Origin of the sequence: Paenibacillus sp. OAE614, assembly GCF_040546645.1 — a bacterium.
Classification (GTDB): Bacteria; Bacillota; Bacilli; order Paenibacillales; family Paenibacillaceae; genus Paenibacillus_AQ; species Paenibacillus_AQ favisporus.
The window spans coordinates 2,681,475-2,706,625 of sequence record NZ_JBEPOD010000001.1; the positions used below are offsets into that span (position 1 = coordinate 2,681,475).

Below are 25,151 nucleotides of genomic sequence, written 5' to 3' on the forward strand. Positions count from 1 at the left end.
AGGGAGGTTACGACGTAGATGACGGATATCCGATCGATTAAATTGGGCATTTCACCGATCAATTGGGTTAATGAAGATGTGCTTGAACTGGGCGACCATTATACGTTCGACGACTTGATGCGGGATTTCACGCAGCTCGGGTTCACCGGAACGGAAAACAGCCGGAAATTCCCGAAGGACGCCGCCGTTCTCAAGAAGGCTTTGGCTGGGCATGGACTCCAGATGGCTTCACAGTGGAAAGGCGTCTTGTTCTCCGAGCCGCGCCGCAGGGCGTCCGAGCTGGAATCGTACCGGCAGCATGTTGAATTTTTAAAGTCGATGGGCAGCCGCCATGTCGTCACCTGCGAGCTTGGGGGTTCGATCATCGGCGACCCGAGAAGACCGAAAGGTGTGCAGGACGTGCATCCCCTGTCAGACGAGGAATGGAGCCACATGGTCGAGGGGCTGCATCAGGCCGGTGAAATATGCAAACGAAACGGGATGAAACTCGTATACCACTATCACATAGGAACTGTGGTCGAACGGCCGGATGAAATTCAAAGGCTGATGGAGACGACAGATCCCGAGCTGGTTTATTTGCTGCTTGATACGGGGCATGCCTATTACGGCGGATCCGACCCGCTGGAGCTGTATGAACGATATGCGGATCGCGTTGCCTACGTTCATTTGAAGGATGTCCGGGACGATGTGCTGGATCGGGTGAAGAGGGAGGGGATCCCTTTTCAGCAAGCGGTAATCCAGGGCGTGTTTACCGTACCTGGCGACGGATGCATCGACTTTGCGCCGATTTTCCGCAGCTTCGTACGGCATGGTTATGACGATTGGATGATTCTGGAGGCGGAGCAGGATCCCGGCCAAGCGAATCCTTATGAATACGCCAGCAAGTCCAAGCAGTATCTCGCTCAAATTGTTCAGGAATTGAACGCCTGAAGGGAGGAAGGAACATGTCCAAGCTTATCGTACCCGGCGGACAGCCGGACGAGAACGGCAGATTGCTCAGCATCACGCCCGAATCGGCGGGGTGGGAGTACGTAGGTTTTGAAGCGTACCGGCTGGAACCCGGTCAAACAATCGAGCAGGAGACGGGAGAACGTGAAGTCTGCCTCGTGCTGCTCAGCGGGCTGGCGAATGTGGATGCAGGCGGACAAAGCTATGAGCGGATCGGCCGCCGGATGAGCGTGTTTGAGCCGGTTGCCCCTTATGCGGTATACGTTCCTGCGCACGACCGTTTCCGGCTGGAAGCCGTTACCTTAACGGAGGTGGCCGTATGCAGCGCTCCCGGCCAAGGGCGGCTCGAAGCAAGGCTCATCCCGCCGGAGAAGATCGGGGCGGAGCAGCGGGGCTCCGGTTATACGGAGCGGACCGTCCGCAATATTTTGCCGGAGCAGGAGGAAGCGGAAAGTCTGCTCGTCGTGGAAGTCTTTACGCCGGCCGGGCACTGGTCCAGTTATCCTCCGCATAAACATGACCAACTCGATCTCCCGCATGAGTCCCTGCTGGAAGAAACCTATTATCACAAGGTGTCCCCGGGTCAGGGGTTTGCTCTGCAGCGCGTATATACCGACGACCTGTCGCTGAATGAAACGCTGGCTGTGAAGAGCGGGGACGCCGTCCTCGTTCCCCGCGGTTACCATCCGGTATCGGCGCCTCCCGGGTACGACGTGTATTACCTTAACGTCATGGCTGGGCCGGTGCGCACATGGAAGTTCCATAACGACCCTCAGCATGAATGGCTGATGACCCCTGGACAGGAGGTGTCTAAGCGTTGACCACGATTTCATTTCCAGACGATCGTTCCCTGGACTTTATCGGACTGGGCCGGCTGTGCATCGATCTGAACGCCAACGAAATCCATCGCCCGATGGAGGACACGGTCACCTTTACGAAATATGTCGGCGGTTCCCCGGCCAACATTACGATCGCCATGGCGAAGCTGGGGCTGCGAACCGGTTTCATCGGCAGGGTGTCCGATGACGCCCACGGCCGTTTCATCACCCGGTACCTGCAGGACGCAGGCATCGACACCAAACACGTTATCGTCGACCGGTCGGGCAGCGTCACGGGACTCACGTTTACGGAAATCAAGTCGCCGACGGACTGCAGCATCCTGATGTACAGGGATAACGTAGCGGACCTCAAACTGGAGCCTGGCGACGTAAGCGAGGATTATATCCAAAATGCCAGAGCGCTGCTCATTTCAGGTACAGCCCTTGCAAAGAGCCCGTCCAGAGAAGCGGCTTTTAAAGCGATGGAACTGGCCATAAGACACGGAGTCGTCATTGTTTTTGATATCGATTACCGTCCGTATACATGGACCTCGGCCGATGAGATCGGCACGTATTACCGTCTAGCCGCCGAGAAATCGGATATTATTATCGGCGGACGCGAAGAGTTCGACCTGATCGAAGCGCTGGACGGCCCGCTTGTGGAGGACGATGAAGCCACCGCGAAGCAGTGGTTCAAGCACCGGGCCAAGCTGGTGGTCGTCAAACGGGGCGGCGATGGGTCGACGGCATTTTCGGCGGACGGAGAGAAGCACGTAGGTGCCGTTTTTCCGGCACAGGTGGTGAAAACCTTCGGCGCGGGTGACTCCTTTGCAGGTGCCTTTATTTACGGCTTGATGCAGGGATGGAGTATCGACCGGTGCCAGCAGTTCGGCAGTGCCTCAGCATCGATCGTGGTCTCCAGCCACAGCTGCTCCGACGCGATGCCGACAGCCCCGCAAATCCAGGAGCGGATCGACCGCTTTGTGCAGCAAGGAATTTGACCAAACGATGGAGGTATCTACATGACGGATCAAGTGCAAGATCAAGTGCAGCAGCTTCACAACTACGTCGGGGGCCGGTGGGTTCCTTCGGGCGGAGGAAGATCGGAGCCGGTCTATAATCCGGCCACAGGGGAAGAGATCGCCCGCGTCCCCTTATCCACCCTGGACGATCTGAACCGCGCCGTATCCGCGGCGGCGGAGGCGTTCCCGTCCTGGAGCGGCACCCCGGTGCCGCGCCGGGCACGGATCATGTTCAAGTTCCAGCAGCTCTTGACGGAACACTGGGAAGAGCTCGCCCGGATGATTACGCTGGAAAACGGCAAGAGCTACCAGGAAGCATATGGCGAGGTGCTGCGCGGTATCGAATGTGTGGAGTTCGCAGCCGGCGCTCCGACACTGCTGATGGGCAGCAACCTGCCGGATATTGCCTCGGGACTGGAGTCGGCCATGTACCGTTATCCGATCGGCGTCGTCGGCGGCATCACGCCGTTTAACTTTCCGATGATGGTGCCGAGCTGGATGTTCCCGCTAGCGATCGTTTGCGGCAACACCTTCGTGCTGAAGCCGTCCGAACGGACGCCTCTGCTCGCGAACCGGCTGGCGGAGCTGCTCCAGGAAGCTGGGCTCCCGGACGGCGTGTTCAACATCGTTCACGGTGCGCATGACGTCGTTAACGGCCTGCTTGAGCACGAAGACGTCAAGGCGATTTCGTTTGTCGGCTCCCAGCCTGTGGCCGAGTACGTGTACAAGACGGCAGCGGCTCACGGTAAACGGGTACAAGCGCTGGGAGGCGCAAAAAACCATTCCATCGTCATGCCGGATGCCGATCTCAAGCTCGCGGTGAAAGAGATCACGAGCGCGGCCTTCGGCTCCGCAGGCGAACGCTGCATGGCCTGCTCGGTCGTCGTGGCCGTCGGCGATATCGCCGACGAGCTGGTGAGCGGACTTGCCGAGGCCGCCAAGAATATCCCCGTAGGCGACGGTATGGAACCGGATGCCTTCCTGGGACCCGTGATCCGGGACTCCCATAAGAGCCGGACCATTGGATATATTGAGAAGGGGATACAGGAGGGGGCGCAGCTTGTATTGGACGGCAGGGATCATGCCTTGGCCAACGCAGAAGGTTATTTTCTTGGCCCGACGATCTTTGACCACGCCGCTCCCGGTATGAACATTTGGACGGACGAAATCTTTGCGCCTGTACTTCAGGTCGTTCGGGTAAACAGCCTTCAGGAAGCCGTAGCGATTGCCAACAAGTCCGAGTTTGCCAATGGGGCCTGTATCTACACGGACAGCGCCAAAGCGATTCGAGAGTTTAGGGAATCGATCGACGCCGGCATGCTCGGGGTCAATGTAGGCGTACCGGCACCCATGGCATTTTTCCCGTTCTCCGGCTACAAAAAATCCTTTTACGGAGACCTTCACGCCAACGGCAAAGACGGGGTGGAATTCTACACCCGAAAGAAAATGGTTGTGGCCCGCTATTGATCATGGAGCAAATTGCCACAGACTGGAACTTTCCCTATACTTAGAGTACAGAGCAGCGTTAAGGAAGGGGGAACGAGGGTGGCGACGATATACGATATCGCCCGGGAAGCCGGCGTGTCCATTGCCACGGTATCCAAGGTCATCAACCAGACCGGCCGGATCAGCGACAAGACAAGAAAGCATGTGCAGGACGTGATGAAGCGGATCGACTACCAGCCGAGCGTCGTCGCATCCGCCTTGACCAAGAAAAGGACGTATTCGCTCGGGCTCCTGATCCCGGATATCGCGAACCCGTTTTTTAGCCGAGCTGGCCCGCAGCATTGAAGATCATGCCCACGAGCTTGGATACAGCCTGGTCATATGCAGCACGGACAACGATTTGACCCGGGAAGAAAGGTATGTCAACGTTCTCCGGCAAAAGAGCGCCGACGGGATCATCATCGCCACTGGCGCCCGCAACGACGCCATGATGAAGCAGCTGATGAAATACAAGCTTCCGGTTGCCGTCATCGCGCGGGAAATGCCGCTGCTTGCAGTGGATACAGTGCTCGTGGACGATTACTTAGGCGGCTATCTGGCTGCGTCTCACTTGACTGGGCTCGGACACCGGAATATTGCCGTGATTGCGGAGGACTTGGCTGTGATGAGCTCGAAGGAACGGGTTCGCGGTTACCAGAAAGCCCTTGAAGAAGCAGGGATTCCCTTTGACGAGAATTTGGTGGCTGTCAGTCCGTTTCATGTAGAGGGAGGGAAGGCGACAGCCAAGGAGCTGCTCAGCGGGTCCAACCCGCCAAGCGCCATCTTCGGATGCAACGATTTGCTGGCGATCGGAGTCGTGCAGGCTGCCCGGGAGCTTGGCCTGCGCGTACCTGAGGATGTTTCGGTCGTTGGCTTTGACAACACGGTGCTGGCGACGATTATCGATCCGCCGCTCACTTCAGTGGCCCAGCCCGTTCAGCAAATGGGAAAAGAAATCGTCCAGCTGATCACAGGCGAAATCGACGGAAGCAAGCCCTCCAAGCAGCGCCTGGTTCTGCTGCCGGAACTCGTGGTCCGTGGAACAACCAGCGCCGTGTAACGGCGCTTTTTTTGTTGTTGATTCCCATTGTGGATCACCCGATGATTTCATCGCTTTTCCCGACATAATGAGGGAGTTTCAACCATTTTACAAACGAAGACATTTTATTACAAAAATAATGATTGCGCTTTCATACCGGAGTAGATTATAATTTCATCAAGGTAAAGCGCTTACCTCATATTTCCAGCCTCATGTTACGACACAGGACATATAGGGAGAGTCTAAAACCTGTTTCGCCTCGAGTTTATGTTACTAAGCTTTAAGAAGAAGAGAAGAGTCTTAATATGGTATCGATACCATACGCACTGAATAACGATTTAGATATTGATGCTAACAATCGTATCGGGATCGGATTCGGCTCTTGGTTTCAACCACAGAAATGTAATATTTTACAAAAAGTGCAACCATTTTTGATTTACACCTCATCTTGAGAGACTATATTCCAATTAAAGCCGAAATGAAAAGCCATTCTTTTAGTAAAAAGGGGGGATTCAGCCCTAGGATAACAGATATAAAGTGATCATGACATCGGTTAAGAGTGACGGGCGGCATGCAAGACACCGCTTCGGTTCATCAGCAATCATCCACAAAAAAGAAGGTGATCCCAGTCCATGCAAACCCAGGTGAAAACAGCAGCTGTACCTGGAAAGACACCCGGCAAACGATGGAAAAACATTCTTCTGCATAAATACCTCTACATCATGCTGCTTCCTTGCCTTGCTTTTTTTATCGTATTTTCCTACATACCGATGGTCGGCCTGATCCTGGCCTTCAAGGAATACAAGTTCAATACGGGAATCCTTGGAAGCCCGTGGGTCGGTCTGAAGTACTTTGAGCGTTTTTTCAATGATTATCAGAGCGCAATGCTCATCAAGAACACCTTGATCATCTCCTGCATGAAGCTGTTTATCGGCCTGCCTTTTCCGATCCTTCTGGCCTTGATGTTCAACGAGATCCGCAACCGTTATTTTCGCAGCATCGCCCAGAGTATCGCCTATCTCCCGCATTTTTTGTCCTGGGTAGTGGTCGTGGGGCTTGCTCAACGCCTGCTAGCTCCGGATAACGGATTGCTCAACCAAGTCGTGTCTTATTTCGGCGGAGACGGAAGCACCTTTTATATGATGGAACCGAATTATTTCTATTCCATTATGTTCGGCAGCCATTTATGGAAGACAATCGGATGGGACTCCATTATCTATCTGGCGGCGATCGCCGGCGTCAACCCGGATATGTACGAGGCGGCCAAAATCGACGGGGCGAACAAGTGGAAGGAACATTGGTACATCACACTCCCTTCCATCCGCCCAACGATCCTCATTTTGTTCATTCTTTCACTGGGCAATATTTTGTCCGCCGGATTCGATCAGCTGTACCTCCTGAGAACTCCGGGAAACATGCAGCTCTCTGAAATTCTGGATACTTATGTCATTCGCATCGGTCTTCAGGGCGGCCAATACGGATATGCAACGGCCGTGGGATTAATGCAGGGCTTGATCGGATTGATCCTTGTCGTTACTGCCAACCGTATCTCAAGAAGAGTTTCTGACACATCGGTATGGTAGCGATACCATATGCTTTGCAACAATGCTATTGCATCCATATCGAATCTATGATTGCATCCATGTAAAGACAGGGGAAAGGCCATTGACCAATTATTTGAAAAGAGGGATGCCGAAATGCTGAAAGGGAAAACGTGGTTCAAAATGTTGTCCATGCCGCTGATCGCCTCCATGCTTCTGGTTGGGTGCAGCGGAAATGATTCAGGCGGTCCAAACAGCGAACCGACGGCGGCTAATCAGGATACGGATACGGCAATTCACCCTGCGACTTGGATTGCGGACCGCAAAGTCAAAGGGCTTGTCTTTATGGGGACGGATGACTACACGGAAGATATGAATGCGGAGATCAAAGCCAAGCTGAAGGAGATGACAGGCATTGACCTGGAGATCGAAATCATGGTGGCGGACCATTCCATCGACGGACTCATTGCGGGGCTGGCGTCGAACGATCTGCCCGATTTTATAACGTTCTATCTTAACAACAGCGGCCGGCCCGAAATGCAGGTCGTGCTGAAAGCAGCCAGAGAGCAAATGTTTACGGACCTTACGCCGCTGATGAAGGACACGAAGATCTACAGCAAATATCTGCAGGACGACTACCTCCCGCTTGACACGAAGTATGGCGTCATGTTCCGGCCGGAGTTCGGCGGATCGTCTTATTTCATCCATATGAACATCGCCAGACAAGGCGGGTACTCGACGCGTAAATATGCCGGCGGTCCTTATATCCGTAAGGATATTGCCGACGCCCTACATGTGGATCCGCGCACCATCGATACGACCCAGAAGCTGTATGAGCTGGCGGAAAAGATCAAGGCAGGCGGGTTTAAGGACAAGAACGGCAAGGACGTCGTTCCGATCGGTCCTTCTTACTGGGGAGGCAAGGAGGTCGGCGCCTTGTTTAACGACCTGGAGTGGGGCAGCGCCGACCAGCGGATCAATAAGGATGCAGGAGGTAACATTTTGCATGAAAGCCAGACCGAATATGCACTGAAAAAAGTCGAGTATGTGCAAAAGCTCCTGAGCGAGAAACTGCTGCATCCCGAATTTTTCACGATGGACGAAAGCCGGGCGACGGAAGGCGCCCTGAATGGAACGTGGGGAATTATCGGAGATATGCACAATTATCAGGAATTTAACCGCGATATGCATTACCTGCCGCTGGGACCGATCAATTACGTTGACCGTCCGTACCAAATGCAGGTCGATTATAAATCTGGATACTCGGCCTGGGCGATTCCGGCAACGACCAAAGATCCGGAAGACATCATGAAGCTGGCGGACTTCCTGGCAAGCCGGGAAGGAAAGCTGCTGTGGCAGTACGGGATTGAAGGGAGGGATTACACCCTGGATGCCAAGGGGAACCCTCTGGCCAACAAAGATATTTTGGATTTGAAGCAAAGCAATCCCGAGGAAGCGAAGAAGCTTGGCTTTGCGGGTGTCGGCAACTATTGGGGTGAGCTGCTGGGATCGACGGATATTGACCGGATGGCCGACTTCGGGGAAATGGAGTACGGCGATGCGGTTGCTCCGGAAGTGAATGCGGGCGCGCTGAAAATCGCCGATTACTGGGGCTGGGATGACAAACGCAAACGTGCGAATGTTGTGGACGGCTACACACCTTTATCTTTCATCGGAGAATTTGATCAGGGAACCGAGCTGAAGGCGGCGTTCGAAAATTATGACGACAGTCTGATTCGGGCGTATTACGCAAAAAACCTGGATGAGGCGAAGAAGATCCTGGACTCCGCTTCCAAGCAGCTGGACGCCTCCGGACTGCAGGCGTTCCTTGATCTGCTGAAGCAGAAAAATGCCGACGCCAAAACGCATTTGAAATTCTAAATGGGAGGATCATGCGGATGAAGCCATTTTACCGGACGCCGCTGGGTGAAAAAGTATATATCTTCGTAATCTACCTGCTGATCACGCTGCTGTGCCTGTCCATCGTCCTGCCGTTTTTGAACATATTGGCGCTCTCCTTCAACGCAGGGAAGGATGCTGAGCGCGGTGGGATTTACTTCTGGCCCCGTGTATGGTCGATCCAAAATTTCAAGGAGGTGTTCGCCTCCTCGAATATCGTAACGGCTTTCGGCATCTCGCTGTTTCGAACCGTGGTTGGCACGGTCGCGAGCGTATTTCTGACCGCGATGGGCGCCTATGCGCTGAAGAGCAGGACGATGCCCGGAGTACGCTTCTTCACGCTGCTGATCTTCTTTACGATGCTGTTCAGCGGGGGAATGATCCCGTATTATATGCTGCTGAAATCGCTGCATTTGACCAATACGATCTGGGTATATATTATCCCGAGCTTGTACAGCGCCTGGAACCTGATCATCATGCGGACGTTCTTTCAGCAAATTCATCCCAGCCTGGAAGAGTCTGCGCGGATGGACGGCTACAATGACTTCGCCATCTTTATGCGGATCATAATGCCGCTCAGCAAGCCGGTGATCGCCGTCATCGCGCTGTTCAACGCCGTCGGTCACTGGAACGACTGGTTTACGGGCGCTTTTTATGTCCGTTCGGCAAAATTGCGGCCGCTATCGACACTGCTGCAAGAGATGCTCACGCGGGCGGAAGCGATGCGCAGCAAGCTGGAATCCGCCGCAGGCATGAACCAATATGACGCGCTGGAGAAAATGCAGGTAACGGGCGATTCCATGAAGATGGCCACGATCATCATTGTCGTAGCGCCGATCATCATCATCTATCCGTTCATTCAAAAATATTTCGCCCAAGGCGTCATGATCGGTTCGATTAAGGAATAATTGCAGAACGATGATCAACTAGGGAGGATTTGGCATGCGCATCGAAAACCCTTATGATAAAAGAGGAACGTGGCTTCGCGGGAGTTTTCATAATCATACCAACAACAGCGACGGCTGGTTTCCGCTGGAAACGGTATATCGGATGTACGCCGATTATGATTTTCTCGCGATTTCGGATCATGACAAAATTACTGATTTGGCTGGAGAATGCAGCATCCCCACGGTTTTTGAAGCGATCGAGGTCAGCAGCCGCCAGCCTCACATGCTTCTCGTAGCACCTCCACGTTCCATAATGGAGGGCTACAGCAGTGAGTTTTCGATAGGAAATTACCAAAGGCTGGCTGATGTGACCTTGGATAATGGCGGAATCTGCGTTCTCGTGCACCCGAACCGGTATTTTTCGAATTACTGGAACCTGGAGGACATGCTGCGGATGGAGCGGGTGACCGGAATCGAGGTTTACAACGGGGACGGGAACATCGAATACGATATCGCGTTTGATAAATGGGATGCGATGCTTTCGGCTGGACGGCGGGTATGGGGCTTCGGAAACGACGATTCCCATGTGTACGGACAAGAGAAGCAGGCCTGGAACGTCGTGCTTGCCGAAGAAAATTCGCAGCAGTCCATTCTCGACGCGATCCGAAGCGGCAGTTTTTATGTCTCCACTGGTTTTGGTTTTGAATCGATTCAGACCGAAGATCGTCAGATCTGCATCCGCCTGAAGTCGAACAAACTGCTGGACCGGATGTATAAATACGTGACCTTGTTTGGGAAAGACGGCAGGGTGCTGCATGAGGAAACGGGACGGATTACGGAAGTGACTTATTCGTGTATGGGAGACGAAGGGTATGTCCGCGTCAGCGCCTATATTGAAGGAGGCTATGCGGCGTTCTCTCAACCCTTGTTCATTAATCAACGTTAGGGATGAGATGGGTATGAGCGTTAAAATCAAGGATGTTGCCAAACGGGCCGGTGTCTCTACGACAACGGTCTCCCGTGTTTTAAACGGGGAAAAATACGTCAGGGAAGAACTGAAGGACCGCGTTAACCAGGCCATTGAAGACCTGGGTTATGCGCCCAGCCATATTGCCAGAAGCCTGGTCAGGAACAAAACCAATCTGCTGGGGGTCATCGTGCCGGATCTGACCTCCAGCTTTTATTCGACCATTCTGAGCTCCATCGAGCAGACCGCTGCCTCCAATCATTATAATCTACTCGTCTGCAATATCAGCGAGGACATTGACAAGGAGTTCAAATACCTGAACATTTTCAAGGAAATGCGCGTGGAAGGCATTATTATCATGCACGAGAAGATCAATGAGGATATCCGGAATTTTATCGAGAAATTAAAAATCCCCGTCATCTTCTCCAGCGTGAAACCGATGGACCAATCCTTCGTATCGGTCATCGTGGACGATTATGCCGCAGCGTATGACGCAACGAAATATTTAATCGGACTCGGGCATCAGCAGATTGCTTTTATCGGCGGGGACATGCGGGATATGACTTCCGGCCAAAACCGATACAGCGGGTACCGGAATGCTTTGGCGGACCATGGAATTAGATTTGTCCATGAACTTGTCCGTTTCGGTGATTACAAGGTGAACAGCGGCTATGCACTGATGGGTGAGTTCCTGCGTTACAAACATAAACCGACTGCGGTCTTTGCCGTCAGCGACGATATGGCGATCGGGGCAGTCAACTGCATCATCGATCACGGCCTGAAGGTTCCTGAGGATATTTCGGTGATCGGCTTTGACGGAAGCCAGATGACGGAGCTCGTCCGGCCGCGGATCACGTCTATGGAGCAGCCTATTCAGCGCATGGGCGAGGTGACGGTCGAAACGCTGCTTCAGTTCATTGCAGGAGAAAAGCGAACAGCGGAAGATATCATTTTGGGTCATCGGTTAGCGGTGCGCGACAGCTGCAGACCTCTGTGAAGGTTGTGAACAACCAAGAACCGGGGTGCTTTGAAGCTGTCCATCTCTTTGGTTAGCCTTTATAATAGTAAAAGACTCGTTTGTCATTTCGATGAAAAAAAGGAGTGTTAACGTGAAAGACGGCGCAATCATCCATTCGGTCATCTTTTCGCTGAAGCATGAAAAGGGTTCGTCCGCTGAACAGCGATTTCTGGAGGACGGCAGGGCTGCACTCAGCTCGATTCCTACGGTAAAGGAATTTCAAGTATTCCGGGAAATCAGTCCCAAGAATACATATGACTTTGGTTTTTCCATGAGGTTTGACAGCCGTGAGGATTATGAAGCCTATAACGCTCATCCGCAGCACGTGGCTTTTGTGAGGGACCGTTGGGATCCGGAAGTGATCCAGTTTCTCGAGATCGATTATGCCGGATATGAGCATTGAGGTTAGATTTTCGATAGGACGAGGATGGTGCAAGCTTTGAGTATTCAAATTCGAACAGGCCGGAGAGATGAGATGGAAGAGATCATGCAATTGATCTCCAGATGCGTTCAGGTCATGCAGGAAGGCGGCAGCGACCAATGGGACGAGGAGTATCCGAACCGGGATGTCATCGGGGAAGATTTGAGCCGGGGGACGCTGTTCGCAGCGGAAGACGACGGACGGATTCTTGGCATCATGGTGCTGGATCAGCATCAAGACGAGCAGTATGACAAGATCGATTGGACGGAGACCGAGGGGCCGCATCTGATGATGCACCGGATCGCGGTGGATCCGATGGCCCAAGGACAAGGAATCGCGCGTAAGCTGGTTGCTTTTGCGGAACAGTTTGCCCAAGAGAATGGATACAAGAGCATCCGGCTCGATACATACGCCAAGAACGCGCCGGCCCTCAAGCTGTACCGGGGACTCGGCTACGATCAGCGGGGCGAAGTGAACTACCCGGGACGGGAAGCGGGCTTTCCGGCTTTTGAAAAAGTGTTTGTATAGTCTTCGGCAAGGTAATCCGATACCGGCATAAAGAAAAAATCCCCTTTTCTCCGTACGGTGGAGACTAAGGGGATTTTTGTACTGTTTATTGTTCTGCTTATATGGCGATTAAGCTTTAAAATCAGCTGTGCGCTCCGGGCTGGCTTCCGCCAGCGCTTGGCGAAGGCTGTCGGCGTCGTGCTCGCGGTAGCTTGGCGTACCCGGCTGCTGGCGCCAGGACTCATCCAGTCCGCCGGCGTCGATGGCGTCAAAGCCAAGTTCTTCAATCAGGTCAAGCACAACCTGCTTAGAGGCGGGATCGTCTCCAGCCACCGGCAGCGCCAAACGTCCAGGGCTGCCCTTCGGCAGGCCGCGTTCCAGCAGATTTTGGGCGGATATGCCGTTAAAAGCTTTGTTCACCGGGCGCTTCAAATGCTGTTCCACCCAGCGGCTCTCCGGCAGGCCTGCTTCAATTTCTGCAATGAGCCCGTCGCGCTGGCGAGGGTAATAGTTCCCCGTATCGATAATCACAGCATTTGGTGCGGTATGGTCGAGGATTCCGGCAGGAAGGTCAGGAATGTTTTTCTGAGGAATTGTCACAATGACCACTTCTGCACCCTGAGCCACTTCCGTGACTTCCTTGGGTACTGCTCCAGTTTCTTCGGCAAGTGCAGCCAAGGTTTGTGGGCCTCTCGAATTGGCGATGGACACTTCATGTCCGAGTTTGGTCAGGCGGCGGGCGAGATTTCCTCCGATATTTCCGGCACCGATAATCGCAATTTTCATTTATTCCGACTTCCTTTCCCGAATTAGTTGTATATCATCAAATAAACTGTAACAAAAACAGTTATCGATGTAAAGCGCTGCAAACTATTTTTTTCCAAATTAATGATCCTGCTGCGGGTAGAGCTTTTGCATGGTATCCAAGAAGCCTCGCAATAGAGGAGAGATGTGGTCCTTTTTCCATACAAAAGACATCCTGTATGCGGATTGGCTAACTCCAAGTACAGGCTTATATGTGAGATCGGTGCGTAAATGCCGGGCAGATTCATGAATCAGGGCAATGCCGAGACCCGATGAAACGAGCGACAACAACGTATGCATTTCGTCGGCTGTTTGAACAATGGCTGGACTGAACCCTGCCTCCATGCATATTTGAATCATGGTATCATAATAAACCTTTCCTACTTCCCGGTTGGTAGTAATAAACGATTCCCTGCTTAATTCGCCGATATGCACAGTATGGCGGTTACCCAAAGGATGTTCGTGAGGGAGTGCGACCCAGAAAGGCTCGCTCCGGATGGAGTATGACATAAGAAGCGGCTCGTTCACGGGAATGCCTGTAATACCGATGCTAAGCGTGCCATCCAACAGAGCTTCGATTTGGGAAGATGAATGTAAATGGCATGGTGTGATTTGGACTTCGGGATATCTTTGACGGTACGCAGAAATGACCTGAGGAAGAATGTCCCAAGTTGCGGATTCCACGAATCCGATCCTGAGTTCTCCGATCATCCCCGAAAATGCGCTTCTAACCTTGTCCACGGCACGATCCGCGTGGTGGAGCAAGTTTCTGGCTTCCTCATAAAATAAAATTCCGGCCGATGTCAGCGAAACACTTCGTTTGGTACGGATAAACAAGGCCCCGCCAAGCTCCTGTTCGAGCTGACGTATCTGCTGACTAAGAGCAGGCTGGGCGATTCCCACCCGATCGGCTGCCCGTCCGAAGTGCAGTTCTTCGGCCAAAGTGACGAAATATTTGAGCTGCCGCAGTTCCATAACGATCCTCCAATTCCCTTTTTTAATAATTAAAACTTATTACAGAAATATAAAACCGATATTTCGCTTATGAACGGATTGATATTACAATAGAATTCATCCAATGTCACACACATGGCGAAGGGAAAGGTGATCAAGATGACTCCAATGAAACGTACAGCGATCGTAACTGGCGGAAGCAGTGGAATCGGATTCTCGATTGCTCAAAGGCTCATACAAGAAGAAATCGGTGTCATGATCCTAGGGAGACACGAAGCTTCCCTGAGGGAAGCATGTAAGCGGCTGGGCGAAGGCGCTTCATGGGTACAAGCGGATGTACGCCGCCGTGAAGATGTACAGCGGGCCGTCGAGGAGGTAGTCCACCAAAACGGACGTTTAGATATAGTCATTAACAATGCGGGGCTTATGGGTGATGCCGTTTCTACCGGAGTGCCTCTTGAAGATTCCGAACGGTTCTGGGATGACATTATTGGCGTGAACTTGAAGGGGGCATTTTTGATGACGGCTGCCGCCGCGCCATACCTGGCAAGTCCGGGCGGCAGGATAGTCAATATCAGCTCGATCGGGGCGTTTACAGGTGGAAGCGGCCCCGGATCCCTGGCATACGCCGCCTCGAAATCCGGGCTTCATGGCCTTACGTACGCTGCAGCCCGAGAGCTGAGCGTCAAAGGGATAACGGTTAATGCCGTGGCTCCAGGCTTGATTACGGATACCGGTTTTGGCCACCGTGAAGATAAACTGCAGCAGCTGATCCCGAATATTCCCGCCGGGCGTCCGGGGACGCCGGACGAGGTAGCTGCCGCGGTCTTATACTTGATTTCGCCGGATGCATCTTATGTCACTGGAGAAATTCTGAACGTCAATGGCGGATGGCTTTTTGGGAGATGACGTCTTTTATGCCGGATATGGCCAACACATACGCACGCTAGCGCCTTAAACCAGGGCGCTTTTTTTAATATCAGAAAGTATAAACTCCAGAACCATGGCTTCCTGATATTGCAAGAAAAACTTCCTTTAGAGGCGGTCTGTCTTCTGTGAAGGTACGTCGAAAGACGTTTTTGTTATTTTGTGAAAAATCGGTAATTTCTGAATCAGGTCCACTTAATGGGAAAAGCTACCCATGATCAGGTTCCAGAAAGGAAAACTTTATCTGGGAAAATTACAGATTAAACGAATGCAGTCACAGCTGACCGGAGTGAACTTAGCCTGTATGTTTCCCCCGCATGTCATCCTCACTGGGTCTGCAAAAGCCTGATACATCAAGGGTTTATGCAGGATTCATAAAGTTTTGTCATCAGGGCTCCTGACAATATAGCGTTTTCATTTTATTGAGTGTCAGGTTGATGTCGGCTAGGATGGATATAGGACGAACGACGTATTGCAAAATACCGTTCGACAAAAGTTTACAAGGAGGTTATCCTCATGGCCCAATCCACATCTTCCTCCGCATCCGGTGCCGCCCGGGTCGGAGTTCAAAAATTCGGGCGCTTCCTGAGCGGCATGGTCATGCCGAACATCGGAGCGTTCATCGCGTGGGGCTTGATCACGGCACTGTTCATACCGACCGGCTGGATTCCGAACGAGTATCTCGCGAAGCTGGTCGACCCGATGATCAAGTACCTGCTCCCGCTGTTGATCGGATACACCGGCGGTACGATGGTGCACAAGCAGCGCGGCGGCGTGATCGGCGCCCTGGTCACGATGGGCGTCATTATCGGAACCGACATTCCGATGTTCCTCGGCGCGATGGCCGTCGGTCCAGGAGCTGCCTGGGTGCTCAAACAGTTTGACAGAGCTGTCGAAGGCAAAATCAAGTCCGGCTTTGAAATGCTCGTCAACAACTTCTCGCTCGGCATTATCGGCGGTGTGCTCGTCCTGATCGCTTATTCGATCGTGGGACGCATCATCGAAGCCGTCACGAACGTGCTTTCCTCCGGCGTCGAGTTTCTGGTTCATCACCACCTGATTCCGCTCGTCAACATTTTGATCGAACCGGCGAAGGTGCTGTTCCTGAACAACGCCATCAATCACGGGGTGTTGAGCCCGATCGCGATTGAACAAGCGCAGAGCGCAGGCAAATCCATCTTGTTCATGCTCGAATCGAACCCGGGTCCCGGACTCGGCATCCTGCTTGCTTACATGATCGTAGGCCGGGGATCCGCACGTCAATCTGCTCCGGGTGCGGCGATCATTCACTTTTTTGGCGGGATTCATGAAATTTACTTCCCGTACATTCTGATGAATCCACGCCTCATTCTGGCGGCAATGGCCGGCGGCGTCACAGGCACATTCACGTTCTCGCTGCTGAACGCGGGGCTTGTTGGCCCGCCATCTCCAGGCAGCATCATCGCTTACCTGGCCATGGCGCCGCGGGGAGAAATTTTTCCCGTACTGAGCGGGGTCATCACCGCTGCGATCGTATCTTTCGTCGTGGCTGCGCTTCTGCTGAAAACCAGCAAGAAGACGGAAGAAGACCAGGACGATCTTGAAGAAGCAACGAAACGTATGAAAGACATGAAAGCTGCAGGAACTCCGGCTGCTGCGGCGGCCGCTGCGGAAGAAGGGGCGAAAGAAGCAACGGCTCCTTCGGCGGCAAGCACTGCTGAAGGGCAGAAGAGCAAAGACGAGGTTCACAAAATCGTCTTCGCCTGCGACGCCGGCATGGGCTCCAGCGCCATGGGTGCTTCCATCCTTCGCAAGAAGATGAAAGCCGCCGGATCGCCGATCGAGGTCACGAACACGGCGATCAGCGACATTCCGTCCGACGCGGATATCGTTGTCACGCATAAAACGTTGACAGACCGTGCTCGCGGCGTAGCGCCGAAAGCAGAGCATATTTCTATCGACAACTTCCTGAAGAGTCCGGAATATGACGAGCTGGTCGAACGCTTGAAATAACTATAAAAACGCTTGAGGCGAATGGATGCGGGCATATGGGCCGGCATCCAAGCGCCTTTTGCGGCCGTTATGGAGGCTTAGGGGCATGGAATTGTCACACCGTGTAAGACAGATCTTGGATGTGCTGCTGCGCAGCCCTTCGGAGAGTACGGTTGCCGAAATCGCCAGCAGCATTCGGGTCAGCCCGCGGACGGTGCACAGGGAGCTGGACACGGTCGAGAGTTATCTGCATCGGCACGGGATTACGCTTCACCGGAAAGCTGGTTCCGGCCTCAGTGTAGAAGGTGACCCTTCTCAAATTGAACAAGTCCGCTCGGAGCTGCTCATGCCCGCCGAGATCGAATATTCGGCGGATGAGCGGCAGGTATACCTCCTTGCCCGGCTGCTTGGTTCGCGGGAACCGGTGAAGCTGTTTACGCTTGCCCACGAGATGAAGGTCACGGTACCGACTGTAGGAGCGGATCTGGACGATTTGACCGACTGGATTGGCAAACAAGGCTTGCTGCTGATCCGCCGGCGAGGCTATGGAGTGGAAATTACCGGCTCGGAACCCTTGATCCGCGAGGCGATTCGTACGCTCGTCCGCTTCCGGCTGGATGACTTGTCGCTTATCGGGTATTCGGAGCAGAATCCGCATCATCCTGTGGATGCCCGAATCGCCTCCATGGCGGGGGCGGACCGCATTTCGGCGATCGAAGAAACCTTATGGAAGTGGGAGGAACGGCATCAGGAAGAATCCTTCAGTGAGGAAGCCTATACCGATCTGCTGATCCGGCTGTCCATCGCGGCAGCCCGCATTCGCAAGGGCATCACAGTCACTGAAGCGGAAGCCGACCGCCTCATCAATCTGCGGCGGTTTGACCGGCCATCCGCTATGCCGGCTCAAGACCATAAAATGAAGTCTGCTGAACTTTTATGCGATGAGTTGAGTGAAGTTCTGAACATGGAATATTCGCTGCCTGAAGTGAGGTATACCGCAGAACTTCTTGAAAGAGCCCTGGCTCACTCGACAGGAATGCTTCCGGCGGACGATCTGGAGCTTGCCGGCACGGTCCGGTCACTCATCCGCAAAATGAGGGAACTGGATGCGAACGACTACACCGCTGACCGCTCCCTTCGGGACGGTTTGTTCATGCATCTGAAAGCGGCGATGGAACGAATCACAGCAGGGCAGCGGATCCGGAATCCGCTGCTGGATACGATCCGCAAGGACTATGCCGAGCTGTTCGGCCGGGTCCGGCAGGCAGCGGACGCCGTTTTTCCTTCCGCCCGCATCCCGGACGAGGAGATCGCTTTTCTGGTGATGCATTTTGGAGCCGCGCGGGAGCGTATCGGCCAGATCCCCCAGCATATGCGTGCGGTGATCGTATGCACGAGCGGAATCGGCTCTTCGAAAATGCTGGCAGTTCGGCTGCGCAAAGAATTTCCGCAGCTCCAAATCGTTGAACAAGCTTCATGGTATGAGGCTGCAAGGATACCGAGAACGGACTACGATTTAATCATCAGTACCGTCGATTTGCCGCTGCCGGAGGAACAATATTTGAAGCTGAGCCCGCTGCTTACCCCATCCGAAGCGGAGAAGCTCCGGGATTATATCCGGCACCGCGGCGTGAAGCCGCTGCCGGACGCGTTATCAGCGGATGCCGAGCCGCTGCCAGGATTGCTGGAGGATTTGGCACCGGAGCTGAGAAAGTGGCCTGCCGGAAGCAGGGAAGCCGCCGGCACAGCCGACATCGACGGCTTGCGTTCATTACACCAAACCCTCCAGCAAAGCATTGAGCTCTTGGAAGCTTTTCGCGTGCTGCCGCTGCGGATCGAAGGGCAGCCGAGCCTTGATCAATGGCTGCTTGCCGCCTGCACAGCGCCGATGCTCCGGGATGTGATCATCGACCCGGAAGCGGTCGCGGCTCTGCTGCTGCAGCGGGAACAGCACGGGACCCAGCTGATTCCCGGCACGGAGCTGGCGCTGTTTCATACGCGCAGCAATGCGGTGAAACGGCCGGCATTGATGCTCTTTGAACTGGATCAGCGGCTCAGGCTGGATGACTCAGGTGACGTTGAGCTGTCGCGCTTTTTGCTGATGCTGGCTCCGCGGCAGCTCGAGCGGGAAACCCTGGAGGTGCTGAGCGAAATCAGCGCAACACTGCTGGACACGGATATGATTGAAGCCCTTGCGGAGGGGGATGAAGGGCGCATCAGGGAACTATTGTCCGCCCATCTCCGTGCTTACTTAAAAAACAAATTGGAAAGAGAGTGATCACCATGAGTATTTTATCCGCAGATCAAATTCGAGTGAACGTTAAAGTATCCGACAAGTATGAGGCCATTCGCCTTGCCGGACAAATGCTGGTTGATGCCGGACATGTGGATCAGGAATATGTCGACAAGATGATTGAACGCGAAAACGCCTTGTCCACTTATATGGGCGCAGGCCTGGCCATTCCCCATGGGACCAACGAAGCCAAAGGAATGATCAAGTCGACCGGACTGGCCGTGCTGCAAATTCCGGATGGGGTCGATTTTGGCGGGGATGAGCCGGCGGTACTCGTCGTCGGGATTGCCGCCCAGAACGGTGAGCATATGGATATTCTGACCAGTGTCGCCATGGTTTGCTCGGATGAGGACAGCATGGAAGGCATCCGTACGGCGAAGACCGCCGAGGAAATTTTGAGCATCTTTGAAAGCGGGATGGAAGAATGAAGGCTCTACATTTCGGCGCAGGAAATATCGGAAGGGGATTTATCGGCTTGCTGCTGTCGCAGTCGGGTTACGAGGTCGTATTTTCCGATGTGAACGAGTCATTGGTGCAAACAATCCAGCAGCGCGGTTCTTACACGGTCACCATTGCCGACGAGAGCGGGAAGCAAATCCCGGTAGAGGGCGTTAACGCCATTGACGGCCGGGATCCCGCAGCGGTGGCGGAAGCAGTGGCTTCAGCCGACATGGTTACGACGGCAGTCGGTGTCAACATTCTGAAACATATCGCGCCGGGGATTGCAGCTGGTTTGAAGCTTCGGATGGAACGCGGAGCAGCTCCGCTGCATGTTATTGCCTGCGAGAACGCCATCGGCGCCAGCACCCAGTTGAGAGAACACGTCATGGGCCATTTGTCGCTCGAAGAGCAGCAAAAAGCGGCTTCTTTTGCAGCCTTCCCGGATTCTGCGGTAGACCGTATCGTGCCGCTGCAGCATCATGAGGATCCGCTAGCTGTCACGGTGGAGCCGTTCTACGAATGGGTGATCAATCGATCCCAAATGTTCTCCGGCTCCCAGGAAATCCAAGGCGTTCATTACGTTGACGACTTGATTCCGTATATTGAGCGCAAGCTTTTCACAGTAAATACCGGTCACTGCAGCGCGGCTTATGCCGGATACCGGAAAGGATATGCGACCATCCAGGAAGCGATGAAGGACGAGGAAGTCGCCGGGCTGGTTACCGGTGCGCTTCAGGAAACGGGAAGCATGCTCGTGCGCGCTTACGGCTTTGATCCTGCGGAGCATGAGAACTATATCCGTACGATCATGGACCGCTTCCGCAATCCGTATTTGAGCGACGAGGTTGTCCGGGTCGGCCGGTCGCCGATCCGTAAGCTGTCCCCGGATGACCGCTTGGTCCGGCCGGCGCTTCGTGCCTGGGAGCAGGGCGGTGGCTTCGAGCATTTGACCGAGGTCATGGCGCTGGCTCTTAAATTCGACTTCGCAGAAGATCCGGAGGCCGTGAAGCTGCAGAGCCTGATCGCGGATCAAGGCGCCCGCCAGGCTTTTGCCGAAGTAAGCGGTCTTGATCCAGACCATATGCTGACCGAGAAAGTGTTGAAGGCCTACAATCATCAATAATCGATCGAAAACTAGCATGTTCACGATAGACGAATTCCAACGTAAAATAAGGAGGTATGGCCCATGAGCCAACTGCTGACCGGCGTGCCCGCATCACCGGGCATCGCCATTGCCAAAGCGTACCGACTGGAAGCGGAGGAGTCCATCCCGCAGCAGAGAAAGGTCGATGATTCTGCGGCCGAGATACAGCGTCTTCGCAGCGCCGTGGATGAGGCCAAGGCTGATATCGACCGGATTCGGGAAACGACACTGGAGCGGCTTGGACCGCAGAAGGCCGAGATTTTCGAAGCTCACCTGTTTCTTTTGGACGACCCGGACCTGATCGACACGACGCTGGACCAGATTGAGAGCGACGGCGTCAACGCGGAATATGCCTTGTACGAAGTGGCTTCCAGCATCATCGAAGCGCTGCAGTCCATGGATAACGAGATGCTGCGGGAACGCGCGGCGGACGTTAAGGATATCACGGGACGGGTCATCAGCAAGCTGGAGGGACGGGAGCACAGCGCGCTGTCCGAGCTGAGCGACGAAACGATTCTGATTGCCAAAGATTTGACCCCGTCGGATACGGCCCAGTTAAATCTGGAATTCGTCCGGGGCTTCGTCACGGAGATCGGAAGCCGGACGTCGCATTCCGCCATCATGGCCCGCTCCCTGGAGCTGGCTGCCGTCGTCGGGACCGGTGCGGATGCTTCTGCGATTCGGACGGGTGATATGATCATTCTTGACGCTACGGCCGGGCAGGTCATCGTCAATCCGTCGGATGAGCAGCTCCGCGATTATTCCACTCGTAAGGCAGAATATGAAGAGTATAAGACCCGCATGCGCAGCTACGTGGACCGGCCGTCGGTCACCGGAGACGGCGTTCAGGTAGAGCTGGCCAGCAATATCGGCGGCATTGACGATCTGGAGAAGGTGCTGGCGAACGGGGCGGACGGCATAGGCTTGTTCCGTACCGAATTTCTGTATATGGGACGCAGCTCGTTTCCTTCCGAAGAAGAGCAGTATTCCGTATACAAGCATGTATTGGAGAAAATGAACGGCAAGCGCGTCGTCATCCGTACGCTGGATATCGGCGGCGATAAAGAGCTGCCTTACCTTCAGCTGCCGAAAGAGATGAATCCGTTTCTGGGCCAGCGTGCCATCCGTTTATGCCTGGACAAGGAGGATTTGTTCCGCACCCAGCTTCGGGCGCTGCTTCGGGCCAGCATGCACGGCAAGCTAGCCATTATGTTCCCGATGATCGCCGTCCTGGGCGAGCTTCGTGAGGCGAAGCGGATTCTGGCGGAAGAACGCGCCAAGCTCGAGCAGGAGGGCACGAAGGTGTCCGATACGCTTGAAGTCGGTATTATGATCGAAATTCCCGCTGCAGCGATCGCCGCCGATGTGTTGGCGAAGGAAGTGGACTTTTTCAGCATAGGCACGAACGACCTGATTCAGTACACGATGGCGGCGGACCGGATGAACGAATCGGTCGCTTATCTGTATCAGCCTCATCATCCGTCGATTCTCCGTCTGGTGCAGCTTGTGATCCAGGCAGCTAACCGCCACGGCAAATGGGCCGGCATGTGCGGTGAAATGGCCGGAGATTCAGCAGCGATTCCGCTTCTTCTCGGACTCGGACTGTACGAATTCAGCATGAGCGCCTCGTCCGTACTCCCGGCCAGAGAACTGATTTCCCGCTTGTCCAGAGAGGAATGGGCAGGCTTGGCCGAGCAGGCGATCGGCATGAGCACCCAGCAAGAGGTGCTTGATTTTGTCAACCAACAACTAAGGAGTGAAGCATAAGCTATGGTATCCCAAACTTTTACCGTCATCCACCCGCAAGGGTTTCATGCCCGACCTTCGAAACTGTTCGTAGAGAAGGCAAATACGTTTCCTTGTAAAGTTACGCTGTTCAAAGGCGAGAAAAAAGCCAACGGCAAAAGCTCCCTCGGGCTGTTGACCCTGGGCATCGCCGCTGGCGATGAAATCCGGCTGGAAGCCGACGGTGAGCAGGAAGAGCAGGCGCTGCAGGAGCTGGGCCAAATGCTCACCAAAATTTACGAAGAGTAGTCTGAAGCAGCAAAAACCATCCAGAGCCTCAGGGAGAAATCCCTGTTGGACTGGATGGTTTTATTGTAGGGGAGCAGCTGGTCACAACTTAAGCTGCATGTTGTATAAATGCGCATAGGTGCCGCCCAGTGCCAAAAGCTCTTCATGCGTTCCCTGTTCCTCAATCCCGTCATCGGTCAGCACGATGATCCGCTGTGCATTCCGGACCGTAGACAGCCGGTGGGCGATCACCAACGTCGTACGGTTGTCGGACAGCTTCTCCAGCGACGACTGTACTGCCTGCTCGCTGTCGTTGTCAAGGGAACTGGTGGCCTCGTCAAAGATGATCACGGGAGGATTTTTGAGAAACACGCGTGCAATGCTGAGCCGTTGCTTCTGACCGCCGGATAACTTGATTCCGCGCTGGCCGATGTCGGTATCATAGCCGTTCGGCAGCCCCATAATGAAATCATGGGCATGGGCCTTTTTCGCCGCCTCGATAACTTCCTCGCGGGTCGCCTCCACATTGCCGTAACGTATATTATCCATAACTGTGCCAGCAAATAAATAGATATCCTGCTGGACGATGCCAATGTTCCGCCGGAGGGACCGCAAAGTTAATCCGCGGATGTCTTTGCCATCCAGAAGAATGGTTCCTCCGCTGACTTCATAAAATCGGGGGATCAAGGAGCACAGCGTCGTTTTCCCGACGCCGGAAGGACCGACGATGGCTACGTATTCGCCGGCTTCGATGGTAAGAGACAGGTCGGTCAGCACTTCCCGGTGATCATCTTTATACTTGAAGGAGACCTGCCGGAATTCCACCTTGCCTTCGGCATGGCCGAGTTCTGCCGCACTTGGCGCGTCGCAGATATCCGGCTCTACCTCCAAAATCTCCATGAACCGGTCAAACCCCGTCATACCTTCCTGATACAGCCTTGCGAAATTCACCATCCGCTGAATGGGCTCGATCAGAATGCTAATGCATAAAAAGAAGGTCAGCAAGTCCGGAAGCTGCATCGACGAGTGGAGGATAGCGGCACCGCCGAAGACGATAACGGCGACGGTAATCAGCTGTGTAAAGCCGATCATTCCGCCGGAGAAAGTGGCTTCGCTCTTGTACCCGTCGCTCCGGCTCTGGAGAAAGCGGGCATTGGCCCGGGCGAATTTGCGGATCTCCACGTGCTCGTTCGTAAACGATTTGACCACACGGATACCGGCGAGGGAGTCTTCCACCTGCTCGTTGATGTCCCCGATCCGGTCCCGGCTGATTCGCAGGGCCGCATTCATTTTCCGGTTAAAATAAAACGCGTACGCAGCCATCACCGGCAAAAACAGAAAGACGATCACGGTCAGCTTAACGTCGATCGCGATCAAAATGATAAACGCACCGGTAAATTTCAAGAGCGAGATGAGCAGGTCCTCCGGTCCGTGATGGTACAGCTCGGCAAGGGATAAAATATCGTTTGTGGTCCGGGTCATCAGCTGGCCGGTTTTTTGTTCGTCGTAAAAACGGAACGAAAGCTTCTGCAGATGCTCGAACAGTTCGCTTCGCATGTCGCCTTCCATCATCGCGCCCATCATGTGGCCTTTGTAATCCACGAACACCTCGCAGGCAATATGGAGAATGACCAATGCGAGCATCCCTGCACCGACCTCATAGATTTGGGACAGCGAGTCAGAATGAGCACCGTCAAGCAGCTCGGAGGTAATGTAGCGGACGCCGAGCGGAAGAACAAGCGTTATCGCCGACAAAATAAAAGCGCATGCCATATCGGCGGCAAACAGTCCCTTGTAGGGTCTATAGTAGGAAATGAATTTTTTGATTCTGGAATTCAATTGGATTCCTCCCGTAGTGCAGGAGGGTTAAAGTATAGTCGCCCTCCCGTTTGTAGGTAAGACGGCGATTTTTTTCATAGAAAACACCCTTTCCATAAGAATTACTTTCATCATATCCGAACAGATTTCCATTTAGGAGTAAAATTTGCCTATATCTAAAAATTACTGCGGTGTGGGTACGTTTTATTAACGGCTCATGGGATTGATTCATGA

Annotated in this window: 23 protein-coding genes; 20 read left to right on the top strand and 3 right to left on the bottom strand. The window is 53.8% G+C overall.

All coding sequences use genetic code 11. The features are described 5' to 3' along the window. Positions 1 to 18: 18 nt before the first annotated feature. From iolE to ABIE48_RS12565, 13 genes are all read left to right on the top strand, one after another. On the top strand, positions 19 to 930 hold the full coding sequence (gene iolE / locus ABIE48_RS12505; protein ID WP_192714402.1) for a myo-inosose-2 dehydratase: 912 nt from the start codon (positions 19 to 21) through the stop codon (positions 928 to 930). A 14-nt stretch (positions 931 to 944) separates the two neighbouring features. Next, positions 945 to 1,769: a 5-deoxy-glucuronate isomerase gene (gene iolB, locus ABIE48_RS12510; protein ID WP_192714401.1), complete on the top strand. Its 825-nt coding sequence runs from the start codon at positions 945 to 947 to the stop codon at positions 1,767 to 1,769. Beyond that, positions 1,766 to 2,767 carry a 5-dehydro-2-deoxygluconokinase gene (iolC, locus tag ABIE48_RS12515; RefSeq protein WP_192714400.1) on the top strand — a complete coding sequence of 334 codons (1,002 nt, stop codon included), beginning with the start codon at positions 1,766 to 1,768 and terminating at the stop codon, positions 2,765 to 2,767. Before iolB ends, iolC begins: the two co-directional genes overlap by 4 nt. A 21-nt stretch (positions 2,768 to 2,788) precedes the next feature. Further along, positions 2,789 to 4,255: a CoA-acylating methylmalonate-semialdehyde dehydrogenase gene (locus ABIE48_RS12520; protein WP_145020412.1), complete on the top strand. Its 1,467-nt coding sequence runs from the start codon at positions 2,789 to 2,791 to the stop codon at positions 4,253 to 4,255. Positions 4,256 to 4,333: 78 nt separating this feature from the next. Next, positions 4,334 to 4,579, top strand: a complete 246-nt coding sequence (locus ABIE48_RS12525) for a LacI family DNA-binding transcriptional regulator (protein WP_354518974.1) — start codon at positions 4,334 to 4,336, stop codon at positions 4,577 to 4,579. A gap of 28 nt (positions 4,580 to 4,607) precedes the next feature. After that, the gene (locus ABIE48_RS12530; protein ID WP_354520625.1) at positions 4,608 to 5,333 is read left to right on the top strand and encodes a substrate-binding domain-containing protein; all 726 of its coding nucleotides are present in this window, start codon (positions 4,608 to 4,610) and stop codon (positions 5,331 to 5,333) included. 611 nt (positions 5,334 to 5,944) lie between these two features. Continuing rightward, positions 5,945 to 6,895, top strand: coding sequence for an ABC transporter permease (locus ABIE48_RS12535; protein ID WP_105443214.1), 951 nt, complete (start codon positions 5,945 to 5,947; stop codon positions 6,893 to 6,895). A 114-nt stretch (positions 6,896 to 7,009) separates the two neighbouring features. After that, positions 7,010 to 8,734 (top strand): extracellular solute-binding protein, encoded by a 1,725-nt coding sequence (locus ABIE48_RS12540; RefSeq protein WP_192714399.1) that lies wholly within the window; start codon positions 7,010 to 7,012, stop codon positions 8,732 to 8,734. A gap of 17 nt (positions 8,735 to 8,751) precedes the next feature. Continuing rightward, the gene (locus tag ABIE48_RS12545) at positions 8,752 to 9,660 is read left to right on the top strand and encodes a carbohydrate ABC transporter permease (RefSeq protein ID WP_116230771.1); all 909 of its coding nucleotides are present in this window, start codon (positions 8,752 to 8,754) and stop codon (positions 9,658 to 9,660) included. A gap of 34 nt (positions 9,661 to 9,694) precedes the next feature. Beyond that, positions 9,695 to 10,585: a CehA/McbA family metallohydrolase gene (locus ABIE48_RS12550; protein WP_145020400.1), complete on the top strand. Its 891-nt coding sequence runs from the start codon at positions 9,695 to 9,697 to the stop codon at positions 10,583 to 10,585. A gap of 13 nt (positions 10,586 to 10,598) precedes the next feature. Further along, positions 10,599 to 11,603 carry a LacI family DNA-binding transcriptional regulator gene (locus ABIE48_RS12555; protein ID WP_354518977.1) on the top strand — a complete coding sequence of 335 codons (1,005 nt, stop codon included), beginning with the start codon at positions 10,599 to 10,601 and terminating at the stop codon, positions 11,601 to 11,603. 112 nt (positions 11,604 to 11,715) lie between these two features. Next, positions 11,716 to 12,027 carry a Dabb family protein gene (locus ABIE48_RS12560; protein WP_200630752.1) on the top strand — a complete coding sequence of 104 codons (312 nt, stop codon included), beginning with the start codon at positions 11,716 to 11,718 and terminating at the stop codon, positions 12,025 to 12,027. A gap of 36 nt (positions 12,028 to 12,063) precedes the next feature. After that, positions 12,064 to 12,573, top strand: coding sequence for a GNAT family N-acetyltransferase (locus ABIE48_RS12565; RefSeq protein WP_192714396.1), 510 nt, complete (start codon positions 12,064 to 12,066; stop codon positions 12,571 to 12,573). Positions 12,574 to 12,681: 108 nt separating this feature from the next. Here the strand turns inward: ABIE48_RS12565 and ABIE48_RS12570 are convergent, their stop codons facing one another. Together ABIE48_RS12570 and ABIE48_RS12575 are read right to left on the bottom strand one after the other, a co-directional pair. Next, on the bottom strand, positions 12,682 to 13,338 hold the full coding sequence (locus ABIE48_RS12570) for an NADPH-dependent F420 reductase (RefSeq protein WP_192714395.1): 657 nt from the start codon (positions 13,336 to 13,338) through the stop codon (positions 12,682 to 12,684). A gap of 99 nt (positions 13,339 to 13,437) precedes the next feature. After that, a complete protein-coding gene (locus ABIE48_RS12575) occupies positions 13,438 to 14,331 on the bottom strand; it encodes a LysR family transcriptional regulator (RefSeq protein ID WP_145020386.1) in 894 nt (297 codons plus the stop codon). A gap of 138 nt (positions 14,332 to 14,469) precedes the next feature. Here ABIE48_RS12575 and ABIE48_RS12580 point away from each other — a divergent pair, with 138 nt between their 5' ends. From ABIE48_RS12580 to ABIE48_RS12610, 7 genes are all read left to right on the top strand, one after another. Next, positions 14,470 to 15,219, top strand: coding sequence for an SDR family NAD(P)-dependent oxidoreductase (locus tag ABIE48_RS12580; protein WP_145020383.1), 750 nt, complete (start codon positions 14,470 to 14,472; stop codon positions 15,217 to 15,219). A gap of 534 nt (positions 15,220 to 15,753) precedes the next feature. Further along, positions 15,754 to 17,229: a PTS mannitol transporter subunit IIBC gene (locus ABIE48_RS12585; RefSeq protein ID WP_145157179.1), complete on the top strand. Its 1,476-nt coding sequence runs from the start codon at positions 15,754 to 15,756 to the stop codon at positions 17,227 to 17,229. An 85-nt stretch (positions 17,230 to 17,314) separates the two neighbouring features. Continuing rightward, a complete protein-coding gene (locus tag ABIE48_RS12590) occupies positions 17,315 to 19,486 on the top strand; it encodes a BglG family transcription antiterminator (protein ID WP_192714394.1) in 2,172 nt (723 codons plus the stop codon). A gap of 5 nt (positions 19,487 to 19,491) precedes the next feature. Continuing rightward, on the top strand, positions 19,492 to 19,929 hold the full coding sequence (locus tag ABIE48_RS12595; protein ID WP_145157181.1) for a PTS mannitol transporter subunit IIA: 438 nt from the start codon (positions 19,492 to 19,494) through the stop codon (positions 19,927 to 19,929). Then, positions 19,926 to 21,065 carry a mannitol-1-phosphate 5-dehydrogenase gene (locus ABIE48_RS12600; protein WP_192714393.1) on the top strand — a complete coding sequence of 380 codons (1,140 nt, stop codon included), beginning with the start codon at positions 19,926 to 19,928 and terminating at the stop codon, positions 21,063 to 21,065. Before ABIE48_RS12595 ends, ABIE48_RS12600 begins: the two co-directional genes overlap by 4 nt. Before the next feature lie 63 nt (positions 21,066 to 21,128). Continuing rightward, positions 21,129 to 22,853, top strand: coding sequence for a phosphoenolpyruvate--protein phosphotransferase (gene ptsP / locus ABIE48_RS12605; RefSeq protein WP_192714392.1), 1,725 nt, complete (start codon positions 21,129 to 21,131; stop codon positions 22,851 to 22,853). A gap of 3 nt (positions 22,854 to 22,856) precedes the next feature. Next, positions 22,857 to 23,120 carry an HPr family phosphocarrier protein gene (locus ABIE48_RS12610; protein ID WP_076166519.1) on the top strand — a complete coding sequence of 88 codons (264 nt, stop codon included), beginning with the start codon at positions 22,857 to 22,859 and terminating at the stop codon, positions 23,118 to 23,120. An 81-nt stretch (positions 23,121 to 23,201) separates the two neighbouring features. Here ABIE48_RS12610 and ABIE48_RS12615 read toward each other — a convergent pair whose 3' ends face one another. After that, positions 23,202 to 24,938, bottom strand: coding sequence for an ABC transporter ATP-binding protein (locus ABIE48_RS12615; protein ID WP_192714391.1), 1,737 nt, complete (start codon positions 24,936 to 24,938; stop codon positions 23,202 to 23,204). Positions 24,939 to 25,151: the final 213 nt, after the last annotated feature.

Bases quoted from the DNA above. Each gene is read 5' to 3' on its own strand.
- ABIE48_RS12595 (WP_145157181.1), top strand. From the start codon at position 19,492: ATGAGTATTTTATCCGCAGATCAAATTCGAGTGAACGTTAAAGTATCC.
- ABIE48_RS12520 (WP_145020412.1), top strand. From the start codon at position 2,789: ATGACGGATCAAGTGCAAGATCAAGTGCAGCAGCTTCACAACTACGTC.
- ABIE48_RS12600 (WP_192714393.1), top strand. From the start codon at position 19,926: ATGAAGGCTCTACATTTCGGCGCAGGAAATATCGGAAGGGGATTTATC.
- ABIE48_RS12570 (WP_192714395.1), bottom strand. From the start codon at position 13,338: ATGAAAATTGCGATTATCGGTGCCGGAAATATCGGAGGAAATCTCGCC.
- ABIE48_RS12550 (WP_145020400.1), top strand. From the start codon at position 9,695: ATGCGCATCGAAAACCCTTATGATAAAAGAGGAACGTGGCTTCGCGGG.
- ABIE48_RS12540 (WP_192714399.1), top strand. From the start codon at position 7,010: ATGCTGAAAGGGAAAACGTGGTTCAAAATGTTGTCCATGCCGCTGATC.
- iolE (WP_192714402.1), top strand. From the start codon at position 19: ATGACGGATATCCGATCGATTAAATTGGGCATTTCACCGATCAATTGG.
- ABIE48_RS12535 (WP_105443214.1), top strand. From the start codon at position 5,945: ATGCAAACCCAGGTGAAAACAGCAGCTGTACCTGGAAAGACACCCGGC.
- ptsP (WP_192714392.1), top strand. From the start codon at position 21,129: ATGAGCCAACTGCTGACCGGCGTGCCCGCATCACCGGGCATCGCCATT.
- ABIE48_RS12555 (WP_354518977.1), top strand. From the start codon at position 10,599: ATGAGCGTTAAAATCAAGGATGTTGCCAAACGGGCCGGTGTCTCTACG.
- ABIE48_RS12585 (WP_145157179.1), top strand. From the start codon at position 15,754: ATGGCCCAATCCACATCTTCCTCCGCATCCGGTGCCGCCCGGGTCGGA.
- iolB (WP_192714401.1), top strand. From the start codon at position 945: ATGTCCAAGCTTATCGTACCCGGCGGACAGCCGGACGAGAACGGCAGA.
- ABIE48_RS12545 (WP_116230771.1), top strand. From the start codon at position 8,752: ATGAAGCCATTTTACCGGACGCCGCTGGGTGAAAAAGTATATATCTTC.
- ABIE48_RS12590 (WP_192714394.1), top strand. From the start codon at position 17,315: ATGGAATTGTCACACCGTGTAAGACAGATCTTGGATGTGCTGCTGCGC.
- ABIE48_RS12580 (WP_145020383.1), top strand. From the start codon at position 14,470: ATGACTCCAATGAAACGTACAGCGATCGTAACTGGCGGAAGCAGTGGA.
- ABIE48_RS12575 (WP_145020386.1), bottom strand. From the start codon at position 14,331: ATGGAACTGCGGCAGCTCAAATATTTCGTCACTTTGGCCGAAGAACTG.
- ABIE48_RS12610 (WP_076166519.1), top strand. From the start codon at position 22,857: ATGGTATCCCAAACTTTTACCGTCATCCACCCGCAAGGGTTTCATGCC.